Raw genomic sequence first — 14,704 nt, 5'->3', positions numbered from 1 at the left:
GCGGGTATCCCGTTCGCGCGGACTCAGGATTGTGTGGCCGAGTTCGTGGAAGTAGCCGTAGATATCATCGCGCACTGCCGCCCGCCAGCGCGCATCTTTCTTCGCCTCGGCTTCGGCATGCCGCAGCACTTCAGCGCGACTGAAGCCGAATTGCCGCTGCAGGTGCGCAGGTCTTCACCGACGAGAACGGACAGGGGCAGCCTGAACAATGCCGCGAGCGCACCGGAGTAATTCCACTTATGCTGTCGCCGGCTAATCATCGTCGCCAGCGCGTGTTTGAGTTGTAGCACGCTGATGTCCTTCGCGGTGTAGGCCCACATGAGTTCGGCGACCTGCGCCTGATTCCAGCCGGTCAGTTTCATCAGGTGCAGGATGTTCAGCCAGAGAGCCCACGCGGTGCGTCGTTATCGTCTCCATGTTTCATTGCAGTTATGCCCTGTCAAAAGAACAAACGTCCGCGCCGATAGCGGGCGTCACCTGTGCGCGGCATTAAGGGCGAATTGTTGTTATCGCACAGGAGTCGATACCGGCTTTAACCGGACTTGACCGATTTTCCACACCTGACTTTTCTTCGCAGCGAACCCTGACGCGGTGCACAGGCCTGTGTATCGCGTGCGATCTTCTCGATAGCGGCGAGCGCGGCAACGTTCCCGCCGCGTCGCGCGATCAGTTCGATGTGCATCAGCGCGCTATGCGCGGCGAGCGCATAGCGTTCGACTTCCCTGTCAGACTTCATTACCTTCATTGCCACCACCCTGCCACCACACCGCCGACCGACCGTCTGCCCAGCGCGAACCAGCACAGAATGGCGTGTTCCTCGAGTAGCCGGCGCAGTATCGCGCAATTCACCGTGACCTCGACCGCTTCCGGAGCGAAGGCATTGCTCACTGGAACCGGTCTGACCCGTAAGAGCCGTTGTGCGGCCTGCATATCCGTATCTCCATCAGTTAGCAGGTTGTGCGTCGGCGTGTAGGGTTTTATGCGCGGCGCATTACCTGATGGAACAGAACGTTGAGAGGGAATTTAAAAACTTTTTCTCCGGCGTGTCTATAACCCGACTATCGGTAAAAACTAACGGTCCTTATAAACGGAATCTATGGACGATATGACGGAACTCAGTCAGCGGATCGGGAAGCTCAGGATCGAGCGCGGTATCTCCCAGGTCAGGCTGGGCCGTGCGATAGGCGTGTCGACCACGGCAATCTTCAAGCTCGAATCGGGCGAAAGCCGGATGCTGCGCGCCGATCACCTGCTACGCATCGCCCTCGAACTCAACGCGAATCCCTATGCGCTGCTATTGGGTGAACATAGTCCCGAATTCCGGCAACTCGGCCTGAGCCATTCTCATACCGAGTCGGTCTCGCTGTCGGGACTGCGACCGGACCGGCGCCGTCTGCTCGCGTGGATCATCGAGACGTTCTTAGAGGAAGCCGAGGGGCAAAAGAAACACGCCGGTAGTTCCTGATCCGTTCGTAACGAACCGCCCCAGCCGAGTGCAGGGCCGTCTTTAGTCGGCCAATTTCGGTCATCCGACATCACTGGGACGATCGTTGACAATCGAACTGCGAAGGGCATTCAATAGCAGCATGTCAAGCGACTCAGCACGATGCCGAGAACATACGACACGATGGGTTTGCCCGCCGTCTGGACGTGGGCCTTGGCTGTTCGGTTACTGCGGCTTGTGCAACGCACGAAAAAACGGGCGTTCGAGTTTGCTGACTCGCGCGGTTTAGGCGGTGTTGCGGCTCGTGGGTTGCCATGACGACAAGTTAGATTGAATCCGAAGCACCATTTCACCAGATCCATTCATCAGAATGAGCACTATGTCGACGATCAAGTTCAATGATGCGATCCCGAATAGTTTTCTCGTCCTATGGACAGCTTGCATGCATCCATTTATCGCTCATCGTGTACGCACTCCGTCTCGTGAGCACATTGACCAACTGCATAAGTCACACCGCTCAGTGTCGCGGTATTACCGTGATGACCACTTGCCCCCTATACGCGGTGATAACGCGCACGCTAGTTGAGCCCCGCTGCGCAATCTCGGCCTCGACAACTGAGGGCGGCACCCCTCGCGGGTTAATCTTTTCGAGCGCACGTTTGAGGCATAGGTTCCACTCTGTCGATCCTTCTACGATTCCGATGCGGCGAAGCCGTTCACCCGCCCGAGTCCGCATTAGAGCTCTGATCTCTGCAGTATCAGGTGCCATGCGCTCAAGCGCGTGTTCGGTGTACCAACGATCATTAATCCGTATGCCACCACCTTCGGGCGGCAGGTCCCAGATTGGATCCGTTAAAAGGCGACGTGGACCTTTCGGTTCAACGACTGTTAAGCCGGCACGTGCCAAGCGTAACAGCCGCATTGCCACGATCGGTATGGCCAAATCTACAGCGGCGTTTATTCGAGAAATTTTTGTACCGGTGAATGCCTCTTCCCCGCTGAAAAGCTCATAGATTCGCTCCAAGATGAAGAGGGGAGGGACCACATCCCGAGTGAGTCGGTAAAGATTCAAGGCATAAGCAATCGTCGCCGGATGAGTGTAAATGTAGTGCGCAACAATGCGGCGCCGATTTTCGCGATTGCAGAACTGCGTTCGCTGAGCAAAGCTGTCCCCGAACAAGCGCCGCGCCCGCTCTAGATCCTCGCTCGTAAGCGTTATCGGATCGGCAATGCCTTGGCCGATGCGCAGTTCTCTGGGAACCGAATCGGAGGTGTACACGTCCAAATACGCCTGCTCTTCGTCTTCGAGCGGTGCCGCAGCCATTTGATCTCGATCTTGGCGTGACCACCAGGTCGCAAGATCGTTCGGCCGAGGATGGTCAGCAATCGCGTCAAGGACATTCGGCATATCAACGTTCTCGGCTGTTCGTGAGACTGACAAAACGATGGGCACTGCCAGAAGCCTTGTACTCGCGCATAGAGGAGATGCCTGCGGCACATTGGCTTAATTTTCACCTTGGGACGCCGTGTCCGCTAGCAATTAAAGACATTGAGGCCGTACGGTCCCTGATATCACAGCAGTGCCTGTTAGCCTTAGCGAGCGAACATGTTTAACCCCTGTTTCAGATTTTTAGGTCTGCACTTGCGATGGAGCGCCGATGCTCTCCCGCGAAGTAGCTGACTTGCCGTAAAAATCATAGGGCAAGGATCAAATATTGCAATGCGTAGCCTCGTCAACCTTCTGGGCTGGGGGGCGCGAGGGCAACCCACGGCGGCCGGCAAAGGCCTTGACAGAGAGCGTTGGATCGCCCATCAAGGGGGTAAAGGGCCGCTTTGGAGAAAATTGTGTGGCCGCACCGGGTCGATCCCGGCCTCTCGTTGCCACTGCGAAAAGCACGCCGCTCGCTCAACATACGCAATCACCGATCCAGGCACGACGCCGATAGCCACGTCGGTCCCGCCGATGCCCGGCCTTTCTGGCCTAAGATATTTCAAAGGAGCATCCGTGCGAGGGGCATCATGAAAGCACTTATCGTTGCTGCGACATTGGCGGCTGGCTGTTCCATCACCTACGCGCAGACTTACCCGCAGGGAGCGCTGGCTGACCAAAGCATGGGGGCCTATAGAGCGCAATTGGAAGCGCAGAAGCAACAGATCGAACTCCAGAACGAACAACTCCAATTACTGAAACAACAGCGCGACCTGGATTTGCTGAGGCAACAGCGCGAACTGAATTCGCTGAGACAACAGCGCCAATTTGACTTGCTCAGACAGAAGCGCTAGATCGCTGTGAGGCGCGGCACACGCCTCAAGATCCGGCTGAGGCGACTCCCGGCCATCAAGAGGCGTTCGTCCTTCCTACAGCCGGGACGTTCCAACGTCGGCTCCGCCGTTGAGACAGGCCACTCGACCGCGCGTCTTGGGCGCAAAATGGGACCTTGGAAAGCAACGGCTACAACGGTACGGCAACCGGTCAATGCAGTACCGCAGCAGACGTGTCCGTTCAATGGTTCGAACCGGAGGCGAAAGATGATCCCGAGCCGCAAAGCCGCCGCGCTGGTGTTACTCGCTGCATTGTCGCTGTGCATGTATGACGTACACGCGCAACACACTGACCAGCAAATCGCCGCCATCCTCATGGTCGCGAATCGAGCCGAAATCGAGGCGGGCAACCTCGCGCTAAGCCGAAGCCAGAGAAGAAGCATCCAGAATTTCGCTGGACAAATGATCGCAGAACACAGGGACTTGTATCAGTCAGCCGTCGAATTGACGCAGAGGCTGATGCTCTACCCCGAAAATAGTAGGATGAGCGAGGCGTTTCGGAACGAAGGGGATGACAACCTTGCCAGGTTGAATGCGGCCGATGAGTACGCGTTCGACGGAGACTACCTCTATCAAGAGATCGCATATCACCAGCAATTGGTTCATGCGGTGGACAACACGCTGCTTCCCGCCGCGAAAAACGCGGAACTGAAGGCGCTGCTCGTCAGAGCGCGGGTGATTTTCATCTTGCATCTCGACTATGCGATTCGACTGCAATCGGCACGGGTCTGGTAATCCCCAGGGGATCCGGGTGAACCAGCCTCGCTTGCGGGTGCACCTTCGTTGATGCCGACAATGCCGGCTTCGAGCTGATGTGCGACGCGCTCGATACTGCGCACGTCCCGATGCATTTCAGGCGGCGTCCGCTGATTAAGTAGCTCCCATAGGCACACTTTTTGCGCAACCGACACCAACGAATTTCACTGCGGAGCAAGTCACGCCGGCCCGGGTGAAGGCATTCGTCGACTTTGCGACGGAATACATGGCAACGGTGCTCAAGCCTCACAGCACGCAGTGACGAAGCGTCCCCTGGCTGCGGCGACGTGCAGATTCCGTCGGCGAGCGACCGAGGCGACCGAGGCGGCCGGTGCGCGCTCCTGGGCGAATGGCCGTTGTAGCTAAGGAAGCGCCGCTAGAATCCTCGCGACCAAACGGCCGGGTTGGGTCGCATTTTGCCGGTCGCGTTTCAGCGACGAGCGGTAGTCGATCGAGATCGACATCGGGCAGGGTTCGGCCATTAACTGCGCTCGCAGTTACATTTCCATCGAATGCCGTTGGCGATGAGCTAAGCTGACTTGATGGCGATCACCAACGCCGTCACGGTTCGGGGCCGCCGTCGCTAGTCACCGTGGTTGGCGTCCGGTTCTGAACACGTAAAACGACCCTCATTGGCCATTTTCAAGCGATGCATAAGAAGGGCAAAAGGCAATGGGCATTCGTCGCCGCTGCTCCAGTTGTCGCTTGCTGATTCGCTAGCCCGTCCATACGGCGAGCGTTCTGTCGACATCGATGTTTTAAAGGAGGATGGCAATGAAGTACGTCATTAGCTGGTTCGAACGCACGCAAGGGTCGCCTGTAGAGTACGAGAATGCCCAGAAGCGAATCCTTGATGTATTTAGTCAGTGGAAGGCGCCAGACAACTTCAAGATCGAGTTTTTCGTGGTGCGCGTGGGAGAGTGGGGTGGGCACATGTTGGTTGACTGCGACGATCCATTGGCGGTTCACAAAGTTTGCTCGACATTCCCTGCATTTGAATTTCGGGCGCACCCCGTAGTTGCCGTCGAGGACGCAGTCCGGGTCGAACTCGAAGCGATCGCCTGGCGAGACGGACTGAAAAGTAAGTGACATCCGGAGGGTTATGTTGCTTTCACGGCGAGTGAACCCGAGACACTGTGCTCTTTTGAGGTGGTCAGTGTCCTGGCATTGCCGCCGAGTCGCGGGCTTACCCCCGCTCGGTCGGACGGTCATCGGCCTGCACCCGCTGGCCGTTGTTGACCGTGAGCGTCCGCTTCAGGGAAAGATGAACGGCTGGAGCGGGTCGACTTGCGGCGGTGGTCGTCGGCCCGGATTGCTAGCACGATGCGGCTGTCTTGGCGTCGATGTAGGCGAGCTTGACCCATGCGAAAGCCTGCGGGCCTAGGCGGTCCTCGGAGCAGCCCGTGTAAGCGCAGAAGTGGTCGAAGTCATCCATCGCGGTATGGCCGCGATCGTTCGGCTTGAGCGGCACTGCTTCGAGCAGGTTTTCCAGCAGCTGTACGGGTTTCTGATAACACATGGCGCGCTCCAGTGTCGTTGACCATACGGCCGAGCATGAACGATTCTCGCGCACGCCGTAAGCGCCGCCGTTGCCGGTTCTCCTGGATAGCCAGAATTCGCTGAAAGCCTTGGCTGGCGCGGCTTTGCGTCGATCCGCTCAAATTGCATATCGCGTGCTTTTGGACCACCCGTAGAAGGCATTCTCCTTCACCGACGTCAGATAGTCGGGCACCAGATCGGGGCCGAGCTCGTCGCGCTCGTTCGCGATGGCCCAGAGTCGGCCCGTCGTCGGTTCCCATTGCAGGCCGGTCGGATTGCGAATGCCCGCCGCGTAAATGCGGCTTGCGCCCGTCGCCGTATCGACTTCGAGTACGTCCGCGCGCCGGTACTCGATTTCGAGGCCGTTCTCGCCGACATTGCTGTTGGAGCCGGCGCCCACATACAGCTTCTTGCCGTCACGACTGGCGAGCAGGGCTTTGGTCCAGTGATGGTTGACCGTATCGGGGAGATCGGCGAGCTCGACGCCGCGCTCGCTGATGGTGGTTTCGCCCGTCTTGTATGGAAACTTCAGGATCGCATCGGTATCGGCGACATAGAGGGTGTCGCCGACGAGCTGCATGCCGAACGGGGAATGCAGATGGTCGATGAACACATACCGCTGCCATTCCCAGACGTGACCGAAATTGAGCAGGCGCGGAATGAGGGCAATGATCGGCCCACCGAGACGAGCCACGCGGCGCTCTTGCCCCAGAACACGTTACGCGTGCTCATGTAGGTCAGGTCGAAGATCAACGCGCCGACGAACATGCCATACGGGATGGGGTTCAACAGTCCGAAGATCGCGGGCGGGAGTTTCGACGGATGTCTGGCGGGTTGTCTGATAGCGGACGGCGCGGTGGACATTGGCTTTTCCTTTCGCTGTGGGAGCTGGTGGCGTCGTCGCGCGCATCAGTTATGCCTGAACGTTTCGCTTGACCTTCGGTTCGCGAGGCTTGCGCGATCGGGCATGTCCGCTGCTGCAGCGTCACCAATGACCGACGCGAGGAGCAGAGATGAGTCGATTCATATTGGCGGTTCTACTGGTTACGTCGTTGATCTGCGGCGTAGCGAGTTGTCAGAAAGCGCACCAGGCCGGCAACGACAGCATGAGTGCGGGTGGTGCGAAGATGGGTGTTGCGGCGTCCGCGCCGGGAGACGGGGCTTCGGCGGGGGCGCGTCAGTTGTGAGGTGTTGGGTCCCAGGGGCTGCCGGCTAGAAGCGCGAAGTCCGCTATCCAGCGGACGCTAGAGCCAGCTCGGTGCCAGCTTGTCGGATCGCGATGGCGGCGTCCGCAGCGAATCCGTTGTCGGTGACGACGAGATCGACTGACTCGAGCGTCGCAGCTTTGTACAGTCCGACCGTGCCGTACTTCGAGCAGCCCGACACGAGCCATTTGCGCGAAGCTACGTCCATCGCCGCACGCTCCACGACGACTTTCGGCGCCGAAGGCGTGGTGGCGCCGCGCCGCAAATCGCAGGAACTCGCCGAGATAAACGCGACATCGAGCACGACATGCGAAAGCGTGGCGACCTTTCCCCAAGTGCGAGGGGGCGATCAATTTTGCAGCGCGTCCCACATTTCCTTGTCGCGCTGCGCGGTCCAGATGCGCGGATGGCTGATGCCGCTCGCTTCGTCGTAGGCTCGCGACACGTCGAACGGCAGGCAATGCTCGTAGATGAAGACGTTGCCGAACTTCGGGTCCATTGCCTTGCGCGTGAGCGCCATCGCGCCCTTCAGATCGAGCTTGTCCTTGAATGCGTCACGGCCCGCCTGCAACAACGTGGTGACGAAGTCTTTCGTGTAGTCGAGGCCCTTGTTCACTTCCGCCGGCGACAGTAGCGCGGGCCCGCGACCCGGCACCAGCTTCTCCGCGTTCAGGGCGCGCAATGCCTCGAGCGTCGCCGGCCATTGTTCGAGTTGCGCGTCGCCGCAATAGCAGGCCGCGTCATACTCGACCAGGTCGCCGGAGAACAGCACCTTCTGAGACGGCAGCCAGACGACCGTGTCACCCTTCGTGTGGCCGGAGCCGAGATGCGCGATGCGCACTTCGAGCTTGCCGAGATAGAGCGTCATTTCCTTTTCGAAAACCAGCGTCGGCCACGTCAGACCGGGCACCGTTTCGACGCCTGCAAAAAGACGCGGGAAGCGTTCGATCTCCGACTTCATATCGGCTTCGCCGCGCTCGACGATCATTTCGTAGGTGCCGCGGCTGGCGATCACCTGCTGCGCGCCCTCCTTGAAGTACGCCGACGCACCCAGCACACGCACCGCGTGATAGTGCGACAACACGACGTATTTGATCGGCTTGTCGGTGACGCTGCGGATCTTCGCGATCAGGTCTTGCGCCATGGCCGGCGTGGCGGTGGTGTCGACGATCAGCACGCCGTCGTCGCCGACGATCACGCCCGAGTTGGGGTCGCCCTCGGCCGTGTACGCATACGCGTTTTCCGACAATTGGGTCCACGTGATCTTCTTTTCTTCCAGATCCGCCTGGGATGCGAAAGCCTTCGCCATGTCTGTCTCCGTCTCACGAGTCGTTGGGGGATGACTCATGGTCGTCGTCATGTTGTGATTTGTCAATGACAAAATAGCTTGTCATTCACTAAGCTAGGGTAAACTCCGTTGGTTTGTCGGCACGGTCCGATCGGATACCATCTAGGCCTTCCACGGGCGACACCGAACGAGCCGAATCTCCTTCGGGGGCAAGGTTGGACAACACGATGGCTGATACGACAATCGAAAAGAAACAGCGGGGCATTCAGAGCGTCGAAGTCGGCGGACGTCTGCTGCAGGCGCTCGCACGACAGCGCGCACCGCTCGGGCTGACCGAACTGGCCGGCGACGCACAACTATCGTCGGCGCAGGCTCATACGTATCTCGTGAGCCTGACGCGGCTCGGCCTCGTCAAGCGCGACGCCCTTACCGGAAACTACGAGCCGGGGCCGCTGTCGTTGCGACTTGGCCTGATGCATATCGAACAGCAGCCGGTCTATCGCATCGCGGCGCCGTATGCGGCCGCGCTCGCGGAGCGGATAGGTCTGAGCGTGGCGATCTGCGTGGCGGGCGTGCAGGGACCGACCATCGTGAGATACGAGAGCAGCGGTGCTGCGCTGCATGTGAATCTGCACATCGGCACGGTGATGTCGCTCGAAGCGACGTCGACGGGGCGCGTCTTCTGCGCGTTCTGCGCGCCAGAGCAGGTCGCGGAAATGGTGCAAAGCCAGGCTCAGTCGACGGACGCGGCGCCGACCCGTGGCCGCGCTGCCAAAGGGCTGGCGAGCCCGAAGTGGCGCAAACGCCTTGATGAAATCCGCGCTCGCGGCATCGAGCGCGGAATCGATGCGCCGAGTCCGGGCATCAGCAGTCTCAGCGTGCCGGTGTTCGATGGCGATCAACGGATGCAACTCGCATTGACGGCGATCGGCTCATCGGCCGCGATCGACGTCGAGTGGGATGGTGCGGTCGCGCGTCAGTTGCTCGAAACTTCCCGACGTATCACCGAAGCGGTGATCACACCCGCCTGAGAACCATGCAGATCGAAACCCCGGGCGCGGCTGACGCGAACACGCCCCAACTCAACGACACGAAAGCTCAGCGCGGGATCAGCGCGCTCGACAACACCGGCGAACTGCTGCTTGCACTCGTTGCCGCCGGCCGTCCGCTGTCGCTGCGCGATCTGGCCGCCGCCGCCGATATGCCCGCCGCCAAGGCGTTTCCGCATCTGGTGAGTCTGATCAAGGTGGGCTTGCTGAGCCGCGACGACGCGGGTCTTTTCAGCGCGGGACCGCTCGGATTGGAACTCGGGCTGATCGCGTTGCAGCGCATGTCGCCGATTCGCGACGCCGAACCGGAGATCGTCACGCTCGCGGCGGAGTCCGGCATGAGTGTCGCGGTGGCGATCCTTGGACCTCTGGGGCCTACCGTGATCCGCTTCGAAGAATCGGCGACACCACAACATGTGAGCCTGCGGGTCGGCACCGTGATGTCGCTCGTCAACACGGCGATAGGACGCGTGTTCGCCGCGCATCTCGCGGACGACGTACTGGTCGGGCTGTTGTCGCAGGAATCGATCAGGCTCTCGGGCGCGCCGGTTGCGGAAGTGCTCCTGTCGCCGAAAAAAGGCCCGCCGTCGTTGGCCCCGACCTATCTGGCACGGCGGGAGAAGGTTCTGAACCAAGGCATCGATGACGCGCTCGATGCGCCGGTGCCGGGCATCGGCACGTTGGCCGCGCCCGTGTTCGATCACACGGGGAGTGTCAGTCTGGTGGTTGCGGTGATCGGTACGTCGGGCAGCTTCGATGACAGCCTGCATGGCCCGACCGCGCAAAGGCTCCTCGCGACCACAAGACGGCTGTCGTGGCGGTTCGGCTGGATCGGGCGCTGAAGGAAGGCCAACCCGCCGGGTCAATCCGCTGGGTCAATCCGCGCGCGCCAGCGCGAGCGCTTCGAGCAGCACGTCGGCATCGCCGATGTGGTTTGCGAGCAGCAGCACCAGCTTCGCGTTCATGAAATGGCTTTGCTCGTCGGTCAGTCCGTTGTGCGCGTCGATGAGCTTTTCATAGAACGCGTCGGGATCGGCCATGTTCGTTTCGATGTTCAGCTTGGTCATGATGGTTATCCGTTGCAGGTTGCGCGATCCACGGCCTTGGCGACCGATGCGGTGTCGAGTGCGCGCCAGCGCGCGCACACGTGCTGGTCCGGACGCAGCAGATAAAACGTGCCGGGCCGCGCATCGAAGCGATGCGTGACGATGCCTTCGCCGTCCTCGATCACCTTGACGTGCGGCATGTCGGGCAGAGCGGTCACGGCCGCGCCACGCGGCACGACGATCAGCGAATGGACGGGAACCGCGAGGCGCGCGAGCGCGCCAAGCTGTTCGGCGCATGTCGTCAGGTCGTCTCCGTGGCCGCAGAAATGCACCCCAGTGAAGCCACCATGGCCCGTCTGATTGAGGAACCAGGCATCTTCGCCATCGACCTCGACGGGCGCGTCGGTGCATGCGGCGCCCGGCACCATCGCGCCAATGAATGCGTCGGCGTCGGGCGTGTTCAGCGGTGAGTCGCGCAGAACCGCCGGCACCGACAGACGGCCGCTGTTGACCATGCGCCGCGCGAACGGGCACGTTTTCGCGAGCTTCAGCGTGGCGTCGCGGAACATCCGCGAGACCGCGCTTTTCGGCGTGATGAAGTCAGTGGCGCGCGATGAGTTCAGGATGTTTTCGTCCGCGGCATATTCGCGCTCCGACGCATAGGTATCGAGCAGAGCGGGCGGTGCGTCGCCATTGACGACGAGTCGCAACTTCCAGGCAAGATTGTCCGCATCCTGCACGCCGCTATTCGCGCCGCGCGCGCCGAACGGCGACACGCCATGCGCCGAATCGCCCGCGAACAGCACGCGGCCATGCCGGAAACTGTCCATTCGCAAACACGAAAACGTGTAGACGCTGACCCATTCGAGCTCGAATTCGGCGTCGTCGCCGAGCAGTGCTTTCACGCGCGGAATCACTTTTTCGGGCTGTTTTTCCGCGATTGGATCGGCGTCCCAGCCGAGCTGGAAATCGATGCGCCAGACGTTGTCGGGCTGCCTGTGCAGTAGAACCGATTGATTGCGATGAAAGGGCGGATCGAACCAGAACCAGCGTTCGGCGGGAAACGGCGCCTTCATCTTCACATCCGCGATCAGGAAGCGGTCCTTGAACGTGCGACCGTGGCTGTCGAGGCCGAGTGCCTTGCGCACCGCGCTGCGCGCGCCGTCTGCGGCGATCACATATTGCGCGCGCAGCGGATAAATGCCATCCGGCGTTTCGACCTGCAACTCGACATAGTCGTTTTGCTGGGTCACACCGAAGACGTTGCTTTTCCAGCGCATCTGCAGATTCGCGGTTTGTTTCGCGCGGTCCGCCAGATAGCCCTCGACGTAGTACTGCTGCAGATTGATGAATGCAGGGCGCGCGTGGCCTGTCTCGGGCAGCAGGTTGAAGGTATAGATCAGCTCATCCTGCAGGAACACCTTGCCGACGTTCCAGCTCACGCCTTTGTCGACCATCCGCGCGCCGCAGCCGAGCCGGTCGAAAATTTCCAGCGTCCGTTTCGCGAAACAGATTGCGCGCGAACCGCTCGACAGCGTGTCGTCGTTGTCGAGCAGCACGGCGCGAACGCCCTGCTGGGCAAGATCGATCGCGGCGCTCAGCCCGACAGGGCCCGCTCCGATGACGACGACCGGATACGTGGCGGGCGTCGCGGCATCGTGGTCGGCGGCACGCTCGTAGTCGAATCGCATCGTTTGGTAGTCGATCTGCATGGTGTCTCCGGGCTTTGCGAGGCATCTTAATTAATATATAGCAAGTAACGTTGCTCCTTGCTAATATTTGCCATTCTATAAAGCTTTTTTGCACCGTCGAATCTGTATTTACCCTGGGGCCGGGCGTGTGCGCACGAGCAGGGACGCGGTTGCGATGGGTTCGATAAAAATGCTGAGCCATTCGCATATGCGAAGGCTCCGCTCGTAGGAAGGGCCGGGCACAAACCCGGTAGCGCGTTCATTACTCACTGGGCGGCATGCGCTGCGCCGGCCTGCGTCGTGGCTGGTTGTGCCGATTCAGCCACGGCGACGCGTGCGCGGTCGCGGGACTCACTTCTAACGAACGCTACGCTTATTTCAAATAGCTTTCATCGGGGTTTCCTAGGTAACCCGCTATCTGCAGAAAACAGATCAGTGGTGGCCGCGTCAGTCTTTCAGGATTCGACCACTTACGTGATACGTTAACCGCGATAAGCAGCTATCGAGGCCGCTCATGCTGATTCATTCGCTGTTACTTGCGTGGATCTTCGCGATCATTCCGTGGCATGCCGCGGTGATGGACCGGTCTTGCCGATCAGTATTTGCGGTGGTGGACGCGGACCATGCGAGTTTCGACTTCAAACACTTCTCAAACCCTGCCCGCCAGTCCGTTACGATTTTCTATCTGGCGTGTGCAGCAGCGCGGCTCTTCGGTTTTCTGCCGTCGGCACATTCCACCACGCGGAAATCGACTGTCCGGCTTGCGATTCCGCTTGCTATATGCGCCGTCGCTACAGGCAGCATTGGCCTCGCGCAGGCTCAAACACAGCCGCCGTCGTTCGAGAGCTTCGCCGTCCCTGCCGGCAGTGCACCGCATGACGTTGCACCGGCGCATGACGGCAGGGTGTGGTACACCGCGCAGGCGCGCGGAGTGGTCGGGCGGCTGGACCCGCGCAGCGGCAAAATCGACACGATCGCGCTCGGCACCGGATCGGCGCCGCATGGCGTGATCGTCGGCCCCAATGGTGCGGCGTGGGTCACGGACGGCGGCCAGAACGCCATCGTGCGCATCGATCCGAAGACGCTCGCCGTCACGCGATTTCCGCTGCCCAAGGACAGGTCAGACGCGAATCTGAACACCGCGGTGTTCGACAAACAGGGGCATCTGTGGTTTACCGGGCAAAGTGGTATCTACGGCGAACTCGATCCACAGCGAGCACGCATGCGCGTCTTCGATGCACCACGCGGCGCCGGGCCCTATGGTATCTGCGTGACCCGCTCCGGGGATCTGTATTTCGCGTCACTGGCGGGGAACTATCTTGGTCGCATCGACCTTTCGACTGGTGCGGCCCAGGTCATTGAGCCACCAACGTCGAACCAGGGCGCGCGCCGCGTGTGGGCCGATTCCAGGGGGCGCGTCTGGGTCAGCGAATGGAACGCGGGAAAAGTCGGCGTTTTCGATCCCGCCACGCATCAATGGCGCGAATGGCGACTGCCCGGCAACGAGCCGCACGCGTACGCAATATTCGTGGACGACCAGGATATCGTCTGGCTCAGTGAATGGAGCGCTAACGCGCTAGTGCGTTTTGATCCCCGTGCAGAGCGGTTCGACGTATTGCCGTTGCCGCGTGACCACGCGAACGTGCGTCAGATGATGGGCCGTCCGGGCGAGCTCTGGCTGTCCGAATCGGGCACCGATCACCTGCTGCTCTATCGGTCCCGTGCAGCCGAGCTGAGCGGGCAGTGACGACACACCGCACCGCAACCGGAATTGCGCAGTGCGCTGCGCCCCGGTGCGCGGGCTGGCCACGACTATGGCCTAGAGCAGCTCGAGAGTTCGCGGATCGGCTTCTCCGCCGAAATACTTGCGCAAAGCTTCGACAAATACGTCGTTGTCGTTGGTGGCGCGCGCGAACAGGGTGACCGACGAGCGAAACTTGAGGTAATCCGGATACCCGAAAATCTCTTCGATGGAGCGGTCGCCGACAAGGTTGACCAGTTGCGTCGTTTCGCGCAGCCGTGGGCCGAGTATCGGGTGGCGCAGATAAGCTTGCGCCTCGGCCAGCGACGAAAGCGCGAATCGCTGAGCCATTGCGCTTGCGCCGAGCCCCTGGATTTGGGGAAACACGAACCACATCCAGTGGCTTCGCTTACGTCCATGCTTCAGTTCATCGCATACCTGGGCGTATACCGGGTTTTGTGCATCGAGGAAGCGCTGAAAGTCATCGAGGTCGTTCATTTCGTACTCCGCTGCAGGCGTGGAAACCTGTCGTTGAATCACGATTCTCGCACCTGTTTTCCAGCTCGGGTACGCGGCGCGACCGTTATAAGCGGTGCCAATGTCAATGGCCACACCGAACTACA

Annotated in this window: 15 protein-coding genes and 2 pseudogenes; 7 read left to right on the top strand and 10 right to left on the bottom strand. The window is 60.4% G+C overall.

Annotation, left to right across the window (positions count from 1 at the left end; translation table 11 throughout):
* Positions 1-23: 23 nt before the first annotated feature.
* Both OKW43_RS33685 and OKW43_RS33680 read right to left on the bottom strand, forming a co-directional pair.
* The gene (locus OKW43_RS33685; protein WP_429452658.1) at positions 24-362 is read right to left on the bottom strand and encodes a hypothetical protein; all 339 of its coding nucleotides are present in this window, start codon (positions 360-362) and stop codon (positions 24-26) included.
* A gap of 170 nt (positions 363-532) precedes the next feature.
* On the bottom strand, positions 533-736 hold the full coding sequence (locus OKW43_RS33680) for a hypothetical protein (RefSeq protein WP_429452656.1): 204 nt from the start codon (positions 734-736) through the stop codon (positions 533-535).
* A gap of 369 nt (positions 737-1,105) precedes the next feature.
* Between OKW43_RS33680 and OKW43_RS33675 the strand changes: the two genes are divergently transcribed.
* A complete protein-coding gene (locus OKW43_RS33675) occupies positions 1,106-1,465 on the top strand; it encodes a helix-turn-helix domain-containing protein (protein ID WP_429452654.1) in 360 nt (119 codons plus the stop codon).
* A 496-nt stretch (positions 1,466-1,961) separates the two neighbouring features.
* On the opposite strand, the gene OKW43_RS33670 is transcribed toward OKW43_RS33675, so the two are convergent.
* Entirely contained in the window at positions 1,962-2,852 is an 891-nt protein-coding gene (locus OKW43_RS33670) for a hypothetical protein (RefSeq protein ID WP_187634564.1), read from the bottom strand.
* Positions 2,853-3,463: 611 nt separating this feature from the next.
* On the opposite strand from OKW43_RS33670, the gene OKW43_RS33665 reads away from it, so the two are divergent.
* The 3 genes from OKW43_RS33665 (at position 3,464) to OKW43_RS33655 (ending at position 5,611) form a co-directional block, all read left to right on the top strand.
* The gene (locus OKW43_RS33665; RefSeq protein WP_187634563.1) at positions 3,464-3,727 is read left to right on the top strand and encodes a hypothetical protein; all 264 of its coding nucleotides are present in this window, start codon (positions 3,464-3,466) and stop codon (positions 3,725-3,727) included.
* Positions 3,728-3,973: 246 nt separating this feature from the next.
* On the top strand, positions 3,974-4,501 hold the full coding sequence (locus OKW43_RS33660) for a DUF4142 domain-containing protein (RefSeq protein WP_187634562.1): 528 nt from the start codon (positions 3,974-3,976) through the stop codon (positions 4,499-4,501).
* A gap of 795 nt (positions 4,502-5,296) precedes the next feature.
* Positions 5,297-5,611, top strand: coding sequence for a DUF3303 domain-containing protein (locus tag OKW43_RS33655; protein WP_018423621.1), 315 nt, complete (start codon positions 5,297-5,299; stop codon positions 5,609-5,611).
* Between the two features lie 226 nt (positions 5,612-5,837).
* Here the strand turns inward: OKW43_RS33655 and OKW43_RS33650 are convergent, their stop codons facing one another.
* The 4 genes and pseudogenes from OKW43_RS33650 to OKW43_RS33635 form a co-directional block, all read right to left on the bottom strand.
* Positions 5,838-6,041, bottom strand: a complete 204-nt coding sequence (locus tag OKW43_RS33650) for a hypothetical protein (RefSeq protein WP_429452651.1) — start codon at positions 6,039-6,041, stop codon at positions 5,838-5,840.
* A gap of 156 nt (positions 6,042-6,197) precedes the next feature.
* Positions 6,198-6,686 (bottom strand): annotated as a pseudogene (locus tag OKW43_RS33645) (PQQ-dependent sugar dehydrogenase); the annotation flags it as partial.
* 605 nt (positions 6,687-7,291) lie between these two features.
* Positions 7,292-7,573: pseudogene (locus OKW43_RS33640) on the bottom strand (DeoR/GlpR family DNA-binding transcription regulator); the annotation flags it as partial.
* A 42-nt stretch (positions 7,574-7,615) separates the two neighbouring features.
* Positions 7,616-8,575, bottom strand: coding sequence for an MBL fold metallo-hydrolase (locus OKW43_RS33635; protein WP_429452649.1), 960 nt, complete (start codon positions 8,573-8,575; stop codon positions 7,616-7,618).
* A gap of 206 nt (positions 8,576-8,781) precedes the next feature.
* Between OKW43_RS33635 and OKW43_RS33630 the strand changes: the two genes are divergently transcribed.
* Together OKW43_RS33630 and OKW43_RS33625 are read left to right on the top strand one after the other, a co-directional pair.
* Positions 8,782-9,585, top strand: coding sequence for an IclR family transcriptional regulator (locus tag OKW43_RS33630; RefSeq protein WP_429452647.1), 804 nt, complete (start codon positions 8,782-8,784; stop codon positions 9,583-9,585).
* A gap of 5 nt (positions 9,586-9,590) precedes the next feature.
* Positions 9,591-10,445 carry an IclR family transcriptional regulator gene (locus OKW43_RS33625; RefSeq protein WP_429452645.1) on the top strand — a complete coding sequence of 285 codons (855 nt, stop codon included), beginning with the start codon at positions 9,591-9,593 and terminating at the stop codon, positions 10,443-10,445.
* A gap of 33 nt (positions 10,446-10,478) precedes the next feature.
* On the opposite strand, the gene OKW43_RS33620 is transcribed toward OKW43_RS33625, so the two are convergent.
* Together OKW43_RS33620 and OKW43_RS33615 are read right to left on the bottom strand one after the other, a co-directional pair.
* Positions 10,479-10,670, bottom strand: coding sequence for a DUF2783 domain-containing protein (locus tag OKW43_RS33620; protein WP_013094246.1), 192 nt, complete (start codon positions 10,668-10,670; stop codon positions 10,479-10,481).
* A 5-nt stretch (positions 10,671-10,675) separates the two neighbouring features.
* Positions 10,676-12,361 (bottom strand): FAD-dependent oxidoreductase, encoded by a 1,686-nt coding sequence (locus tag OKW43_RS33615; RefSeq protein WP_429452643.1) that lies wholly within the window; start codon positions 12,359-12,361, stop codon positions 10,676-10,678.
* A 493-nt stretch (positions 12,362-12,854) separates the two neighbouring features.
* Between OKW43_RS33615 and OKW43_RS33610 the strand changes: the two genes are divergently transcribed.
* Entirely contained in the window at positions 12,855-14,087 is a 1,233-nt protein-coding gene (locus OKW43_RS33610; RefSeq protein ID WP_429452641.1) for a virginiamycin B lyase family protein, read from the top strand.
* A 72-nt stretch (positions 14,088-14,159) separates the two neighbouring features.
* Here OKW43_RS33610 and OKW43_RS33605 read toward each other — a convergent pair whose 3' ends face one another.
* Positions 14,160-14,579: a DUF1810 domain-containing protein gene (locus tag OKW43_RS33605; protein WP_429452639.1), complete on the bottom strand. Its 420-nt coding sequence runs from the start codon at positions 14,577-14,579 to the stop codon at positions 14,160-14,162.
* Between the last annotated feature and the right edge of the window lie 125 nt (positions 14,580-14,704).

The sequence above is a fragment of the Paraburkholderia sp. WC7.3g genome, from assembly GCF_050436345.1.
In the GTDB taxonomy this organism is placed as follows: Bacteria; Pseudomonadota; Gammaproteobacteria; order Burkholderiales; family Burkholderiaceae; genus Paraburkholderia; species Paraburkholderia podalyriae.
The sequence above is the reverse complement of the archived record's forward strand: the minus strand, read 5'-3'. Positions and strand labels throughout refer to the sequence as shown.